We start from the raw sequence: 14,308 nt of genomic DNA on the forward strand, positions 1-14,308 counted from the left end.
ATCTGTGGCAAGGCAACCTCAATCAAGCCATCTGGGCATTGCTGCGCGATGCCACTGACTCAGCCCTCAAATTCATTGCCTACCTGCAAACCCATCGCACCCGAATTCCTGATTACCAAGCGTTGCAACAGGCAGGGGTTACGATTGGGTCGGGGGCAGTGGAATCGTTAGTGAAACAAATCAATCGCCGCTTGAAGATTTCAGGGGCACAGTGGAGTGCTCACAATGTGCCTCAAGGGCTGAAGCACCGCTCTGCTTATCTCAATGGCGATTTCACGCGCTCTCAACCTTGGCTCAGGGTTGGCTGATTGAATTGAGTAGTTATGCTCATCGCAAAGGTGAGATGCTCCCAACAGGATCAACGCGCAATACTCGTTGAGAAGGAACGCTGGAAGAAGATTCATAAGTCCATGCGAAATCATCCTAAGCTTCGACATTAGAGTTGGGTTGAAAACGCTCTCTCAGAATTTGTTTCGGAGTCATACCAGTAATCCGCTTCAGGCTGCGCGTCAAGTGACTTTGATCGCAAAAACCTGTGCGGATTGCAATTTCTGCGATCGTCAACTCACTGTGTTGGAATAACTGTTTAGCTTTCTCGATCCGACAATGCAAAATGTATTGATGCGGCGTGATTCCCCTCTGTTGTTTGAACAGACGTAGAAATTGACATCCTCACCGTCCTAAAGGAGCGGTGATTCCCAAACCTCACGATTTGAGTTTCTGCTTCATTGCAACTGCCTCTACCCTCAAGGAGTTTGGGTCTTATGTTCGCTCCACAGACTAACCCCGCGAGCCACGCGGTTTTACTGAGTCACAAACCAAAAGTTGATGCGTTTTGCGTCTTCCAGGGATGGATACCATTGCCCTTTCAGCTTTTCCCGGTCTACCGATTTTGCTGCGCCGCCAGCACAGGGCTGAACTTCGCTCGTATAGGCTGTCTGATCCATCGTCACGGGTGGGTCAACGACCCATGCAATCGTACCACAACCTCTCGTAAAGCCGTCCTTCGCTCTGCTAAAGGACGGGGTTTCTACCCATTTCTCTGATGATAGGAACTGATCTGAGCGATCGCGCTTAACTGCACTAATCTCAAATCCTGATGGAGATGCTCATGGATATACTCAATCACTTGTTTCAAACTAGATTGAGACAACCCGTTTGAATCACTAGAGAGTTTGGGGTACGTGGTGCAATACTTCCGTAATAGGTGAATCGCTAGGGCAGTTCTGAGGCTATCGACTAGCAATTGACCTGCCATTCCACTCCGCTCTGTTTCTACTTTCAAAGTCCGAAGAATACTTTGAATGAGAGCATCCTGCTGTGTCATAGCGGGACGAGTTCGATCCGATCAGGGTTGATCCAATCTTGCCCGACTTGTTGGAGCAGAGCGAATTGGGGATTGGCATTGGCGAAGCCGAATTCAGTTTCTAGGAATCCGAGCGTTGCCTTACAAGCCTGTACGACTTGAACCATATTGCCTCCAAAGTCCTCCTACGCCTATCTTGCCACGAATTCTCATCATACATCGTTTATATAGTATAGATGTACTATATAAATCCCCAACCCAATTCCCTCATCTGCATTGCGTGGATAGAGCGAAATGCAGATGGCGATCATTCTAGTTCCTTTGACTCTGATTAGCGTTTACAATCCCATCCAATATTCGATTAAGTCGCCCGATCGGGTCATTGTAAAATCTCGATCGATTCCTACACAATGCACAGGGATAACTTTTTTCTGTAAATCCCGCATCTATGATGAGTCAGTCGTTTAGGAGCCGCTCATGAATGCCCCTACTTCTATTGCCGAAATTGATTTAACGCCCATTCCTGGCAAGAAATATTGGAACTGCGATCGAGAATGGCGCGAAGAATTTATCTACTTTTTGATGGTTGATCGCTTTCATGACGATCGCGATCGCCAATCGGTTCAGACTCAGGCACGATCGCTAGGCAGTGGCACCCAAGCCCAACTCAAAAAGTTTTGCGGCGGTACGCTTAAAGGCATCGAAAATCATCTCGACTACATCAAAAATTTGGGCTGCACTGCGATCTGGCTCAGTCCGATTTTTGAAAACAACGAGGCTCCAAATCCCGATTCTGATAAATATCACGGCTACTCGATTCAGAACTATTTGGATGTTGATCCCCGGTTTGGCACTAAGCAAGACTTGATTGATTTAGTCGATGCCGCTCACCGTGAAGGAATGCGCGTGTTTTTAGATGTGGTTGCCAATCACTCTGGCGATAATTGGTATTACTTTGGTGATACTGCCTATTATTACGATCGCGATCGACAGTTTCCGTTTGGGGGTTGGCGAAAGCCCGATCGTCCTTCGCCTTCTGAGTTGCGAAACCCGGCTTTCTACAATCGTCGGGGCGAAATCCGCAACTGGGATGACTATCCTGAAACGCAGAACGGAGACTTCTTTTCTCTCAAAGGCTTTAACAATGACGATGATTATGACGGGCTGAAGCTCCAAGAAATCCTGATCAAAGCGCACTGTTATTGGATGCGCGAAGCCGACATTGATGGATTTCGCCTCGATGCTGTCAAGCACATGGGAGAACTGGCGATCGCCCGTTTCTGCTCAGAGATTCGTGAATATGCCTATCGTCTCGGCAAGCGTTGGTTTTTACTTTATGGCGAGTTGGTTGGCGGTGACGATGCCATTAACCGCTATATCGGCCCTAATACTCCGACTCAGTTGGGCAGCAAGACTGTCTACTTTGGGCTAACGTCGGTTCTCGATTTTCCGCTTTATTGGACATTGCCAGGAGCGATCAAGGGCTTTGGTTCTCCGGTTGATTTGATTAACCGCTATGAAGCGCAGCGACAACGCGCCCTGAGTCGAGGCGAACTAGGACGATATCTGGTCACGTTTGTGGATAACCACGACCAGATCGGGCAAGACTATAAACGTCGATTTGCCGCAGACACTCCAGATGCTCAAGTGATCGCCGCGATCGGATATCTGCTCTGTGCGTTGGGCACTCCTTGCATTTATTACGGCACTGAGCAGGGTTTGTCAGGCAAAGGCAATGGCGACGAATTTATTCGCGAAGCCATGTTTGATCTCAACGATCCCACTGTCAACTATCTCAACCAAAGCTGCAATATCTATGAGGCGATCGGTCAGATTGCCAAGCTTTACCAACAGATCGAAGCGCTGCGCTTTGGGCGAATGTATTTTCGAGAAATCTCAGGCAACGGACACGATTTTGGGCTTCCGCAAGGGCAACCCTGCACCCTTGCCTTCTCACGAATTTTGGCGGGGGAAGAAGTGCTGATTGCTTACAATACGTCTACGATCGCAACGCGCCAAGATTTTGTGATCATTGATGGAGGTTTACACAAAGCTGGGGATAGCCTGAAGTTTCTCTATGGCAAAGCCGGGACGGTATCGATTCAATCACATCCAAACCCAGATATTCGATCGCTGTTTGTGCAGCTTGAGCTTGAACCCAATCAGTTTGTGATTTTGCAATGAGATCGAGTCCCTAATCTGATGAAATGGATCAGATGGAGACTTTTCTCCAACAGGTTCATTCACTTCAGGTTGCAAATGTCTGCTACTTCTACGGTTAAGGTCAAAGTTCCGGCAACGACTGCCAATCTCGGATCTGGTTTTGATTGCCTGGGGGCTGCCCTGACGCTTTACAACCAGTTCCGATTTTCTCTGTCTACCAGAGAAGTTTTGCAAATTATTGCCACCGGAGCCGAAGCCGATCGGGTCTCCACTGATGCCAGCAATCTGGTTTATCAATCGTTTACCAAACTGTATGAGCACTTGGGCAAAACGCCCCCACCCGTGCAAATTGAGATCGCGATGGATGTACCTTTAGCGCGTGGGTTAGGCAGTTCGGCAACGGCGATCGTAGCAGGCTTATTGGGTGCCAATCGGCTAGCAGGATCGCCCCTCAGTCCAGAAGAAGTCTTGCACTTGGCGATCGCCCTTGAAGGACATCCCGATAATGTAGTGCCTGCCCTGATGGGTGGGTGTCAGCTTGCAGCATCGGGGATCGATCGCGACTGGGAAATTTGTGATATCCCTTGGGATCGGTCTGTGGTGCCGATCGTCGCCATTCCCAATTTTGAGCTTTCTACCGCCGAGGCACGACGAGTTTTGCCGAACCATTACACTCGCGCTGATGCAATATTCAATGCCTCTCATTTAGGATTACTGCTGCGCGGGCTCGAGACAGGACGCTCTGACTGGCTCAGATCCGCTCTGCAAGACCGAATTCATCAACCCTATCGCCAAGCGCTCATTCAAGGCTATGAATCAGTGCAATCAGCCGCCCTTAACGCTGGTGCTCATGGAATGGTGATTAGTGGAGCGGGCCCGACTCTTTTAGCACTGGCAGATTCAGCCAGCGCAGAAGCAGTCAGATCAGCAATGAGCAGCGCTTGGGCTGGACAAGAAGTGGATGCTCAAGTCAAATTGTTGCAGATTGATCGCCAGGGAGCAATCGTAGAGTAATCTTTCTGAAATAGCAAAAACAGTGTGAAAGCATGAAACTGACATCTCTGTCTGCATCATGCGTTACCAATATTGTCTAATTCAGACTTCTTGGCTTTGTCCTTGACAAGAACCACAGTTTAGTACTAGAGTACCAAGGGTAATCTTGCTGATGTCCTCACCACAGTTTAGTACTAGAGTACCAAGGGTAATCTTGCTGATGTCCTCACCTGCTTACACAGTCGTAGTTCCGTTCCCTGGCTATTCCATTCAACTTCATCAAACACCTGACGAAGAATATAAAGTCCGCGCCCGCACTCATGCCGATCGCAGGGAAGGTGCCGATCAACCACTGGGTCGTCATGACAATGAGGAGGCTTAAATCCAGAACCTTGATCCGTAATCACCCACCAGTAATGATCAGAGGCAGTCGAAAAATGAACTAAAACCTTCTTGCAAGGGTCTAAGTTGTTGCCATGTTTAGCAGCATTGACCAGAGCTTCTTGCAAACCTAGTCTGATCTCAGCCTTCCACTGGTTAGGAACTTTTGCCAAGAGCAAATCAAGGATCGGAATCAAGTAAAGAGTGGATGCGAAACTAACTGTGTTCCAGTTATGCCCAGTGGGACGAGGTGAAATAGCGATCACTCGGAAAACCCCGTAGCTTTCAAGTGGATAAGCGTACTCTTGGTATGCAGCGTGCTTTTAGAACACGCGACTATATCCGATTCAAGATTTGGCTATACGATATTTTAAATCTGAAGATTTGCGGATTAGAGCAAACCTCTTAAAGTCTTCGGGCACTACAAAAGTTTAGTCTACACCTGTAAGCGCCTGATAGAAAAAATCTTCATCAGTGCCTACTGAGTAGCTATTTATCTGTATCTACAATATACCAAAGTACGGATAGAAAAGCATCCCCTCTTGAAGGGTCGGGACTCCCCATTCAGTAGATTTTCCCAGATTCATTCAGCCTTTGACGCTATTTTCGTTGATAAATAACTTGCTCAAGGCGACGAAAGTCTTTTTCTACTTCGCCCCAGAGCGATCGATTGTGGGGGTCTGTACGAAGCGCTTTTTTGAGATAGAGACGGGCTTTATCAAACTGCTTTTCTTGAATCAGTTGCCGCCCCCAGCTTTGATAGATGATGCCTTGCCACTGCCGAATCTCAGGGTCGGTGGGAAGTCGTTGCGCCAGTCCTTCTACAAGGGCGATCGCTCTCGGAAAGCGCTTTTCCCTCAATAGCTGCTGTAGCTGCTCGTAAGACGCTTGTTTAAGCTGCTGATCTACATAAGAAAGTTTGGGATCAGGTTTAACTGGGCTGGCTTTTGGGGGGTCTTCTTTGCGAGTAACCGTCACCTTTGGCTTTACCCCATTTTCGGCAGCAGAGGGTTCTTTGCGAGTGACCGTGATTTTTGGTTTTGCAACTTCTGACTGAGGGCGACTCTGCGAAACTTGAGGCGAGGACTCATTGATCCCCGAACGACTCACCACTCCTAGCAAAAACCGATAAGCCTCTGTAACTTGAATAAATTTTTCGTTTGCTTGCTGATCTGGGTTGACATCAGGGTGAAGTTGCCGCGCCAATCGACGGTAAGAGGCTTTGACATCCTCATACGACGCTCCCGTTCTCAATCCTAATAGTCGATAGCAGTCTGCAATGTTCATTAGATATGAAAAGAGGCAGAACTATTTCAGAGTTCTGCCCTTAAAGCAAGGAGTAACACACAAAGACCCAGGAACCACACTACCGGAAAGGCACAAACTATATAGTTCACAATTCTAAGTTCTGCGCTTCTATCCGGGTGTTATGAGCTAAGGTTGCCCATCAGGAACCAATCCAATCACTTTGTCGATTAGACCATATTCTTTCGACTCTTGAGCCGATAAGAAGTAATCACGATCGGTATCTTTCTCGATTTTGCTAAGGGGCTGTCCGCTGCGATCCGCCAAGATCCCGTTGAGTTGGGTGCGAATGCGAAGGATCTCTTTGGCCTCGATCGCAATGTCGCTGGCTTGGCTGCGTCCAGTGCCGCCCAGAGGTTGGTGAATCATGATTCGCGCATGGGGCAATGCAAACCGCTTACCTTTCGTTCCAGCAGCTAAGAGAAATGCACCCATTGAGGCGGCAAGACCCACGCAGATGGTTACAACATCCGATTTGATGTGCTGCATCGTGTCGTAGATCGCCATGCCTGCGGTGACAGAGCCGCCCGGCGAGTTGATATAGAGCGAAATAGGTTTACCCGGATCTTCAGAATCGAGATAAAGCATGGAGGCAACGATCGCGTTGGCAATGTTGTCGTCTACTTCCTGACTGAGAAAGATAATTCGCTCTAGGCTCAGGCGTTGATATATATCAATCCACTGCTCATAGGAGCTACCAGGAAGACGGTAAGGAACTTTGGGAGTACCGATTGGCATAAGACAGAGGGGAATAAAGGGTATTAAGTCAAACGCGATTGAACGGGGGCAGGCAGTTGCTTGGGGTCTAAGACTCGATCGATCAACCCATATTCCTGGGCAGTGGTTGGGGTGAAATATAAGCGACGATCGAGATCTTTATGTACTTTTTCAGTCGATTGCCCAGTGTTGTTTGCCAAAATCTCCACGAACATGGCTCGATCGGCGACGACTTTTCTGGCATCAATCTCGATATCGCTTGCCTGTCCGCCCGTTCGGTTGTATTGCGGAGAGAGCACGATTTCGGCGCTAGGCAAGCTCAAACGAGAGCCTTTGGCACCTGAAGAGAGCAACATCGCAGCAGTGCCGCCTGCCTGTCCCAAACAAATGGTGTGGACGGGAGATTTGATGTATTGCATGGTGTCATAAATTGCCATGCTGGCAACCATGCCTCCCGTTCGCCGTGCCGATTGCTCACCGGGAGAGTTGATGTATAAGAAGATCGGCTTAGTCGAGTCTTCAGAGTTGAGGGAGAGCAGGAGGGCGACGACGAAGTTGGCGAAATTATCGTCGATTTCTTCATCTAGAAAGACAATCCGATCGAAGCTCATGCGGGTGTAAAGATCGACCCACTGCACTTGTTGACTGCCCGGAAGGCGATAGGGAACTTGCATAAATCCTAATCAGGTCAGAGCAGGGACGGGAGCGGGAAGCTGTTTGGTGCTTTCTAAAACGAGGTCAATCAGCCCATATTCTTTGGCTTCTGGGGGAGTGAGATAAAACGTCCGATCGGTGTCTTTGATAATCTTCTCAGTCGTTTGCCCCGTGTTCTTCGAGAGGATATCCAAAATTGCAGCGCGGTTTTCTAAGACTTCTTTTGCCCGAATTTGAATGTCGGTTGCCTGACCTCGTGCGCCCGAACGCGGCTGGTTGAGGACAATCGTGGCGTGGGGCAGACTGGCTCGAAACCCTTTAGTGCCTGCCGATAGAATCATTGCGGCTGCACCAATTGCCTGACCGATGCAGATTGTGTGGACGGGAGGCTTGATATAGCTCAACGTGTCGCAGACGGCAAAGGCTTCGGTTTCAAACCCGATCGTTTCGCCGTCCCAAGAGGTGCCTGTGGAGTTGATATAAAAGAAGATGGGCTTATCGGGATCGTCAAACTGGAGGTAGAGCAACTGGGCGATGATCAGCCGAGTCACGTCTTGACCAGGGTTGCGGCGATATTCGTCGATCGAGTGTAAAGGGCCGCCCAGGTAAACAATGCGCTCTTTCAGCAGCAGTGAGGCTAGGTCAGGAGGAGGCGTGCGATAGTAGGCATCGCCATAATTTGTAGACTGAACAGCTTTGATGGGTGATTCCATAGCGTAATGATGCCTTAACGGTGGCGCTTTATCCATAGTAGCGCGGGATTAGCCGCTCATGAAGGAGAAGAGAGTAGGGAGATATCCGACCCGCTTTGCAAGGAAGGAGGACTCGGTTGAAAAGTTTTTTGGCGGGACTGCGGAAATGGCGGGATTGAACTGTAGTTAACTGCCGAATGTCTAAGATTTGTGGTTTGCTGTGGAGTGTTCTGGTTTTGTTTCACTGCTTAATGTAGGAGCTTCCCGGTATGCGAGTCGGCTTACAGTGTGCGTTGAGTGATGCTGGTGTTGACGCAACGCAGCTTAACAGCCAGCGTCAGGTTTCTATTGCGATCGTTGCGATCCCCGAAGAAGGGGGTCGTAATGTGCCGTTGAATTTGTGTTTGATTTTGGATCAGAGTGGCTCAATGGAAGGTCGAGCCATTAGCACCGTTAAGCAAGCTGCCCAGCGAATCTTAGAACGTCTGTCTCCGGGCGATCGCATCTCGATCGTCACTTTTAACCACAAAGCAAAAGTCTTGGTGCCCAATCAAGTCATCGACGATTTGAGCAATCTGAGAATTCCGCTTCATCAGTTAGAGGCGGCGGGCGGAACGTCGATCGATGAAGGGTTGCGCGTGGGGATCGAAGAACTCGCGAAGGGCAAAAAAGATGCTGTTTCGCAAGTGTTTTTATTAACCGATGGTGAGAATGAGCATGGTGATAACGATCGCTGCCTAAAATTGGCTCAATTGGCAACGGGCTATAATCTGACGCTGAACACGTTTGGATTTGGCGATGCTTGGAATCAAAACGTCTTAGAGAAGCTTGCAGATGCAGGTGGCGGAACGCTGTCTTTTATTGAGCAACCCGACCAGGCGACGAGTGAGTTTAGCCGATTGTTCGATCGCATCCAGTCGGTCAGCTTGACCAATGCTCACCTGATTTTGTCGCTGACTCCAGGGGCACGACTCGCAGAATTGAAGCCGATCGCGCAAGTCGCCCCCGACACGATCGAGCTTCCGATCGATCAAGATGGCAATCAGATTACGGTGCGCTTAGGTGATTTGATGGTCGATTCGTCTCGCGTTGTGTTAGCGAATTTGTATGTCGGTCAATTGCCCGAAGGGAAGCAAACGATCGCGTCGGTGCAAATTCGCTATGACGATCCGGCATTGGGGCAGGAAGGCTTACTGTCTGAGCAGTTTCCGATCGAGGTTTCTGCATTGAGTGTGTTTCAGCCTGCGCCAAATCCCGATGTGCAAAATCAAATTTTGGCACTCGCGAAGTATCGACAGACGCAAATTGCCGAGGCGAAATTGCAGCAGGGCGATCGCTCAGGGGCGGCAACGATGTTGCAAACGGCAGCAAAAACGGCTCTACAAATGGGCGATCAGGGAGCGGCAACCGTGCTGCAAAATAGTGCAACGCAAATTCAGGCAGGGCAAGAATTATCGGAGGGCGATCGTAAGAAAACCCGCATCGTCTCTAAAACCACGCTGCAATCGAATGAGTCTTAGATGCCGATACACTAAAACTATTCCACAGAGTTGAAAGTGCTATGGTTCAAGTGATTCAAGCTAGCAATCTCGAACTCCACGAGGTTGAAGAGCGCTTCAATCTGCAAGAAGTTCGAGATCTGGAATTCTTCTCAGAGTGGCAAGGAGAGATGTCAGCGCCTTCTGGCTTTGAGAAGCAGATTTTAGACAAAGTGAAAGAAGACTTTTTGGTTATTGCCAAATATTCGCCTTCTGAAGAAATCATCAAATTAACTGTTCTTGCCCATTTACTTTTTTCAGCAGGTTTAACAAGTCCGCCATTTTTCCCAAAAGCAGAAACGCCAGTCGAAATTTCGTTTGAAGATGGAAATGAAGTGATTCGTGGCAGAATTGACGTTTTGATTTTACATGAACGCTTGTGGGCGGTGGTTGTCGAAGCGAAACGCCATTCATTGAATGTGAGTGAGGGACTCGCTCAAGCTCTCTTTCACATGATGTCAAGTCCTAACCATGAGACCCCGACGTTTGGCTTTCTTTTAAATGGAACAGAGTTTCAATTTGTGAAATTGGTTAAACAACAAACTCCTCAGTACGGGCTGTCTCGACTATTTTCTTTGCGTAATCCTGGCAATGAGTTGTATAGCGTTTTAAGCATTCTGAAACACTTAAAAGAAGTGGTTCTTCAGTAGAGCAAGCTTATTTCTTTTGCGCTTTCCAAGTGCCGCCGTAGACGTAAAACGGATTATCTTGACTGACTTTCTGCCAGCAGTCATGACAAACAAAAATCCACTGGGCTAACTCGTCGTGTTGCACACGGTAGAGCATTGGAGCGGGTTTTTTGCAGAGAGAACAGGCTTTTTGACGCGATCGCACCATCCCAGTTTTAAGTTAAGCGATCGCTGACGCTTTCGGGCGCGCAAAAATCATTCGTCCCGCAGAAGTTTGTAAAGCGCTGGTAACAATGACCTGAAGTTCACCCCCCACAAAGGCACGAGCTTCTTCAACCACCACCATCGTGCCATCGTCGAGATAGCCAACGCCTTGAGCAGGTTCCTTACCTTCTCGCAGAATCTTGAGATCAATGCTGTCGCCTGGAAGATAGGAGGGGCGAACCGCCTGAGTCAGATCGTTCACATTCAGCACTGGGACACTCTGAACGGTCGCAACTTTATTTAAGTTGTAGTCAGTCGTCAGCAACGTGCCGTTAATATCTTGCACGAGCCGCACCAGTTTTGCATCTACAGTCGCGATGTCATCATAATCGGCTGAATGAATCACCACTCGCTCTGGGTAAGCTTCCCGAATCTGATTTAAGACATCTAGCCCTCGCCGTCCGCGAACTCGCTTTTGATCGTTGGAGGCATCTGCTACTTGCTGCAATTCTTGTAAGACAAACTGCGGAACGAGAAGCTGACCCTCTAAAAACCCAGTGTTAAGCAGGGCAGAAATGCGACCGTCAATAATGCAGCTTGTGTCTAGAACTTTGGTGCTAGAGGGTTTAAGGGAGCCTTCTGCAAGCATCATCGTTTCAACATTGTTGGGGTTGATCAGCCGTAGGAGCGATCGCCCGTGCACATCTGCCAATGACACACCCGAAACCGAAAACATAATGCTTCCCACTACGGCGGCAAGCGGCTTAATAAACGAAAATTCTTGAGGAATTGGTAGAAGAAAAATTGGAGCCAGCAGCAGATTTGCGACTAATAGACCGAGGACTAAGCCCACCGATCGACTCAGCAGCACAGCAGCAGGCATTTCGCGAATCTGGCGAGCCACTCGACGGTAGCTAGTCTGGGCAATTAAGCCCACCGCCAACCCGATCAGGGCACCAAAGCCTGCACAAACTAAACGCAGCGCCTCAGGGTTTGTCACCTGTTGCAAAACGCCACCCGGCAACGCTTCAATGCCGTGAAAGCCAATTCCCACTCCTGCTAGGATGAATGAAATGATAATGACTGCATCAAGCATAATCTTTGGAGTAAGGGAGTTTGTCGATTTTGGATTTTGGATTAACGATTTTGGATTGAATAGACTAGCGAAAGTGAGGTTTAGAGCTTTTTAGAAGTGAGGAATTCTAAAATCAAAAGCAATCCAAAATCTAAAGTCCAACATCCCTAGCCAAACATAATTGCTAAGAGTGAATCGGGGCAGGATCGCTCGTCACATGACAAAGCAAAGCGCAATCAGAGGCAGCAATCAGCTTAACCTCTCATCATTATATCCTGCGAGTTTGTAGAAGTTTCAGGCAAATCCCTTTCTCCATAGGCGGTTAACCCCCCTATCGTGTGTAATTTGCGATACAAAAATCAATAAAAAACACCGGAATCAAAGAAGATTCGTTTCGATAGTTTGAGAATAGAAGGAATTTAGAAAAGATTCATGGAGTTTAGCGTTCCGAGTTCTGCTTATGTTCACATTCCGTTTTGTCGGCGGCGTTGTTTTTACTGTGATTTTCCAATCTCAGTGGTTGGCGACAAACGCAACGGCACTAATTCAGGCACGATCGTCCGATATGTCGAGGTTCTTTGTAATGAAATTCGACTCACTAAAAATTTAGGGCAACCGCTCAAAACAGTTTTCTTTGGAGGTGGAACGCCTTCGCTATTGTCGGTTAATCAACTGAGTCAAATTCTTGACACTTTAGATCAACAGTTTGGCATTTTGTCCGATGCTGAAATCTCGATGGAGGTTGATCCCGGTACTTTTGATCTGACTCAAATTCAAGGATATCGATCGTCCGGGATCAACCGTGTCAGTTTAGGTATACAAGCCTTTCAACCGGAGTTGCTAACCGCTTGTGGAAGAACTCACCGCGTTGAAGATGTTTATGAATCGATTAAATTAATTCATCAAGCCGGAGTTTCTAACTTCAGCTTAGATTTAATTTCGGGGTTGCCAAACCAGACGATCGCTCAGTGGCAAGACTCGTTAGATAAAGCGATCGCGCTATCTCCAAACCACATTTCTATTTATGATTTAACGATCGAGCCAATGACCGCTTTTGGCAAACGCTATCAACCGGGACTAACGCCTTTACCTACTGATGAAGCGACTGCTGTAATGTATCGAATGGCACAACAAATTTTGACATCCGCAGGATATGAGCATTATGAAATCTCGAATTATGCGCGATCGAGATTTCAGTGCCGCCACAATCGAGTTTATTGGAAAAATCAATCGTTCTATGGGTTTGGGATGGGTGCAACCAGTTATGTGAACGGCGATCGCGTAGCTCATCCTAGAAAAACTCGCGAATATTACGAATGGGTTCAGAAAAATATTAGCGAAAGTCAAAACATTACCGATCCTACGGATGTGTTTTTAGACACGTTAATGGTAGGTTTGCGATTAGCAGAAGGATTAAGTTTATCTGAGTTGAGTCAACAGTTTGGTCAAGCGAAAGTAGCAGAAGTTTTGACTTGCTTGCAGCCTTACCAGAAATCGGGATGGATTGAGGTTTTGAATCGCGATCGTCAACCAATCTCAGTCAATTCTCATTTACCCAGTGAAGGACAAATCAGACTCACCGATCCCGAAGGGTTTCTGTTTTCTAATGTCATCTTGGTCAAACTATTTGAGACGTTCGATCGTGATCTTTAGAGCGAATTTAACGTCAGTTCGACGAGTTTTTTCGCTTCGTTGTCAGCGGCTTTTGCCCCCTAAATCCCCCAGAATGGGGGACTTTGAACCGGATTTTTGGCTGGAAGTCCCCCAAATTGGGGGATTTAGGGGGCTTCCCGAATTCACAACCGGAGCGAACCATTTCTGTCGAACTGACGGGAATTTAACCAGTAGACCTTCAGACATCCAAATCTGCTTTCGATTGAGTTAAATCATGGCGCTGTCTCCAGATTTCTAAGCTGAGAATGCAAGTCACGAGCCAAACCAGCCCTGCCGCATATCCACCAATCACATCGGTAAACCAGTGAACGCCCAGATAGAGACGGCTGAAGCCAATGAGCAGAATTAGTAGCGTTGAAATTGTAGCAATGACTCCCCGCCACTGATAAAACCGAGTCGCTAATAGATAGCCCAACAGCCCATACATCACCATTGACAGCATTGCATGACCACTCGGAAAGCTGTAGTTTGTCACATCGACAATGCGTGACCACAACTCAGGACGTGCCCGCGCAAACAAGTTTTTGAGTACAAAATTTAGACCTAGCGCACCAAACCCGGCGATCGCGATCGTCATCGCTTCTGCTTTATAGTGTCGTAGCACCAGAATCACACTCAAGCTGACGCAAATCACCAGCAGCACTCTGGGATCGCCGATATTCGTGATGAATACCATGATTGGGTCGAGCCACGATCGGTGCAGCGATCGGATAGACAACAAAACATTCGCATCAAAGGCTTGCGTCTCATTCTCAAAAACTTCTTCGGCAATGTAAGTAAACAGCCAAAGCGCGATCGCTGCCAGTGCCAAACCCCCCAACCGAATTGTGGTTAAAAGCGGTTGCAGCTTAAGTCCGACTTTCTGCCGCCACCAAGCAATCACTTGTTTACTCAGATTGCGAATTAAATCAAATAACATTGGAGACGTAATTTTTTTGACGGATGCTTCTATTAATTCACGATCTGTTGCCGATTAT

The 14,308-nt window shown here is 48.0% G+C and carries 17 protein-coding genes and 1 pseudogene; 6 read left to right on the plus strand and 12 right to left on the minus strand.

Features of this window, described 5'->3' with window-relative positions:
- Positions 1–308: pseudogene (locus BRW63_RS28465) on the plus strand (ISKra4 family transposase); the annotation flags it as partial.
- Positions 309–423: 115 nt separating this feature from the next.
- Here BRW63_RS28465 and BRW63_RS20430 read toward each other — a convergent pair.
- The 4 genes from BRW63_RS20430 to BRW63_RS28475 all read right to left on the minus strand — a co-directional run bounded on the left by BRW63_RS20430 (position 424) and on the right by BRW63_RS28475 (position 1,473).
- The gene (locus tag BRW63_RS20430) at positions 424–654 is read right to left on the minus strand and encodes a helix-turn-helix domain-containing protein (protein WP_083583111.1); all 231 of its coding nucleotides are present in this window, start codon (positions 652–654) and stop codon (positions 424–426) included.
- Between the two features lie 149 nt (positions 655–803).
- Positions 804–947 carry a hypothetical protein gene (locus BRW63_RS28470; protein ID WP_181314440.1) on the minus strand — a complete coding sequence of 48 codons (144 nt, stop codon included), beginning with the start codon at positions 945–947 and terminating at the stop codon, positions 804–806.
- An 83-nt stretch (positions 948–1,030) separates the two neighbouring features.
- Positions 1,031–1,327, minus strand: coding sequence for a hypothetical protein (locus BRW63_RS20435; protein WP_073074263.1), 297 nt, complete (start codon positions 1,325–1,327; stop codon positions 1,031–1,033).
- Positions 1,324–1,473 carry a hypothetical protein gene (locus tag BRW63_RS28475; RefSeq protein ID WP_181314441.1) on the minus strand — a complete coding sequence of 50 codons (150 nt, stop codon included), beginning with the start codon at positions 1,471–1,473 and terminating at the stop codon, positions 1,324–1,326. Before BRW63_RS28475 ends, BRW63_RS20435 begins: the two co-directional genes overlap by 4 nt.
- A gap of 310 nt (positions 1,474–1,783) precedes the next feature.
- Here BRW63_RS28475 and BRW63_RS20440 point away from each other — a divergent pair, with 310 nt between their 5' ends.
- Positions 1,784–3,490, plus strand: a complete 1,707-nt coding sequence (locus BRW63_RS20440; RefSeq protein ID WP_073074264.1) for an alpha-amylase family glycosyl hydrolase — start codon at positions 1,784–1,786, stop codon at positions 3,488–3,490.
- A gap of 75 nt (positions 3,491–3,565) precedes the next feature.
- A complete protein-coding gene (gene thrB / locus BRW63_RS20445) occupies positions 3,566–4,483 on the plus strand; it encodes a homoserine kinase (RefSeq protein ID WP_073074265.1) in 918 nt (305 codons plus the stop codon).
- Between the two features lie 173 nt (positions 4,484–4,656).
- Here the strand turns inward: thrB and BRW63_RS20450 are convergent, their stop codons facing one another.
- From BRW63_RS20450 to BRW63_RS20470, 5 genes are all read right to left on the minus strand, one after another.
- On the minus strand, positions 4,657–5,109 hold the full coding sequence (locus tag BRW63_RS20450; RefSeq protein WP_073074266.1) for an ATP-binding protein: 453 nt from the start codon (positions 5,107–5,109) through the stop codon (positions 4,657–4,659).
- Between the two features lie 334 nt (positions 5,110–5,443).
- The gene (locus BRW63_RS20455) at positions 5,444–6,130 is read right to left on the minus strand and encodes a J domain-containing protein (RefSeq protein WP_073074267.1); all 687 of its coding nucleotides are present in this window, start codon (positions 6,128–6,130) and stop codon (positions 5,444–5,446) included.
- 147 nt (positions 6,131–6,277) lie between these two features.
- Positions 6,278–6,886: an ATP-dependent Clp protease proteolytic subunit gene (locus BRW63_RS20460; protein WP_073074268.1), complete on the minus strand. Its 609-nt coding sequence runs from the start codon at positions 6,884–6,886 to the stop codon at positions 6,278–6,280.
- Between the two features lie 23 nt (positions 6,887–6,909).
- Positions 6,910–7,539, minus strand: a complete 630-nt coding sequence (locus BRW63_RS20465) for an ATP-dependent Clp protease proteolytic subunit (RefSeq protein ID WP_073074269.1) — start codon at positions 7,537–7,539, stop codon at positions 6,910–6,912.
- Between the two features lie 9 nt (positions 7,540–7,548).
- Positions 7,549–8,232 carry an ATP-dependent Clp protease proteolytic subunit gene (locus tag BRW63_RS20470; protein WP_073074270.1) on the minus strand — a complete coding sequence of 228 codons (684 nt, stop codon included), beginning with the start codon at positions 8,230–8,232 and terminating at the stop codon, positions 7,549–7,551.
- Positions 8,233–8,480: 248 nt separating this feature from the next.
- On the opposite strand from BRW63_RS20470, the gene BRW63_RS20475 reads away from it, so the two are divergent.
- The gene (locus BRW63_RS20475; protein WP_073074271.1) at positions 8,481–9,731 is read left to right on the plus strand and encodes a vWA domain-containing protein; all 1,251 of its coding nucleotides are present in this window, start codon (positions 8,481–8,483) and stop codon (positions 9,729–9,731) included.
- A 41-nt stretch (positions 9,732–9,772) separates the two neighbouring features.
- Complete coding sequence (locus BRW63_RS20480; RefSeq protein WP_073074272.1) at positions 9,773–10,399, plus strand: restriction endonuclease subunit R; 627 nt, start codon at positions 9,773–9,775, stop codon at positions 10,397–10,399.
- A 7-nt stretch (positions 10,400–10,406) separates the two neighbouring features.
- On the opposite strand, the gene BRW63_RS20485 is transcribed toward BRW63_RS20480, so the two are convergent.
- Both BRW63_RS20485 and BRW63_RS20490 read right to left on the minus strand, forming a co-directional pair.
- The gene (locus BRW63_RS20485) at positions 10,407–10,586 is read right to left on the minus strand and encodes a hypothetical protein (RefSeq protein ID WP_073074273.1); all 180 of its coding nucleotides are present in this window, start codon (positions 10,584–10,586) and stop codon (positions 10,407–10,409) included.
- A 12-nt stretch (positions 10,587–10,598) separates the two neighbouring features.
- Complete coding sequence (locus tag BRW63_RS20490; protein WP_073074274.1) at positions 10,599–11,678, minus strand: PIN/TRAM domain-containing protein; 1,080 nt, start codon at positions 11,676–11,678, stop codon at positions 10,599–10,601.
- Positions 11,679–12,089: 411 nt separating this feature from the next.
- On the opposite strand from BRW63_RS20490, the gene hemW reads away from it, so the two are divergent.
- Positions 12,090–13,310 carry a radical SAM family heme chaperone HemW gene (gene hemW, locus BRW63_RS20495; RefSeq protein ID WP_073074275.1) on the plus strand — a complete coding sequence of 407 codons (1,221 nt, stop codon included), beginning with the start codon at positions 12,090–12,092 and terminating at the stop codon, positions 13,308–13,310.
- A 199-nt stretch (positions 13,311–13,509) separates the two neighbouring features.
- On the opposite strand, the gene BRW63_RS20500 is transcribed toward hemW, so the two are convergent.
- Positions 13,510–14,250 (minus strand): phosphatase PAP2 family protein, encoded by a 741-nt coding sequence (locus tag BRW63_RS20500; RefSeq protein ID WP_083583113.1) that lies wholly within the window; start codon positions 14,248–14,250, stop codon positions 13,510–13,512.
- Positions 14,251–14,308 lie beyond the last annotated feature (58 nt).

It is taken from the genome of Phormidesmis priestleyi ULC007, assembly GCF_001895925.1.
GTDB lineage: Bacteria > Cyanobacteriota > Cyanobacteriia > Leptolyngbyales > Leptolyngbyaceae > Phormidesmis_A > Phormidesmis_A priestleyi_A.

Coding starts and splice junctions, on each gene's coding strand:
- BRW63_RS28470 (WP_181314440.1), bottom strand. CDS start 947: ATGGATCAGACAGCCTATACGAGCGAAGTTCAGCCCTGTGCTGGCGGC.
- BRW63_RS20435 (WP_073074263.1), bottom strand. CDS start 1,327: ATGACACAGCAGGATGCTCTCATTCAAAGTATTCTTCGGACTTTGAAA.
- BRW63_RS28475 (WP_181314441.1), bottom strand. CDS start 1,473: ATGGTTCAAGTCGTACAGGCTTGTAAGGCAACGCTCGGATTCCTAGAA.
- BRW63_RS20440 (WP_073074264.1), top strand. CDS start 1,784: ATGAATGCCCCTACTTCTATTGCCGAAATTGATTTAACGCCCATTCCT.
- thrB (WP_073074265.1), top strand. CDS start 3,566: ATGTCTGCTACTTCTACGGTTAAGGTCAAAGTTCCGGCAACGACTGCC.
- BRW63_RS20455 (WP_073074267.1), bottom strand. CDS start 6,130: ATGAACATTGCAGACTGCTATCGACTATTAGGATTGAGAACGGGAGCG.
- BRW63_RS20460 (WP_073074268.1), bottom strand. CDS start 6,886: ATGCCAATCGGTACTCCCAAAGTTCCTTACCGTCTTCCTGGTAGCTCC.
- BRW63_RS20465 (WP_073074269.1), bottom strand. CDS start 7,539: ATGCAAGTTCCCTATCGCCTTCCGGGCAGTCAACAAGTGCAGTGGGTC.
- BRW63_RS20470 (WP_073074270.1), bottom strand. CDS start 8,232: ATGGAATCACCCATCAAAGCTGTTCAGTCTACAAATTATGGCGATGCC.
- BRW63_RS20475 (WP_073074271.1), top strand. CDS start 8,481: ATGCGAGTCGGCTTACAGTGTGCGTTGAGTGATGCTGGTGTTGACGCA.
- BRW63_RS20480 (WP_073074272.1), top strand. CDS start 9,773: ATGGTTCAAGTGATTCAAGCTAGCAATCTCGAACTCCACGAGGTTGAA.
- BRW63_RS20485 (WP_073074273.1), bottom strand. CDS start 10,586: ATGGTGCGATCGCGTCAAAAAGCCTGTTCTCTCTGCAAAAAACCCGCT.
- BRW63_RS20490 (WP_073074274.1), bottom strand. CDS start 11,678: ATGCTTGATGCAGTCATTATCATTTCATTCATCCTAGCAGGAGTGGGA.
- hemW (WP_073074275.1), top strand. CDS start 12,090: ATGGAGTTTAGCGTTCCGAGTTCTGCTTATGTTCACATTCCGTTTTGT.
- BRW63_RS20500 (WP_083583113.1), bottom strand. CDS start 14,250: ATGTTATTTGATTTAATTCGCAATCTGAGTAAACAAGTGATTGCTTGG.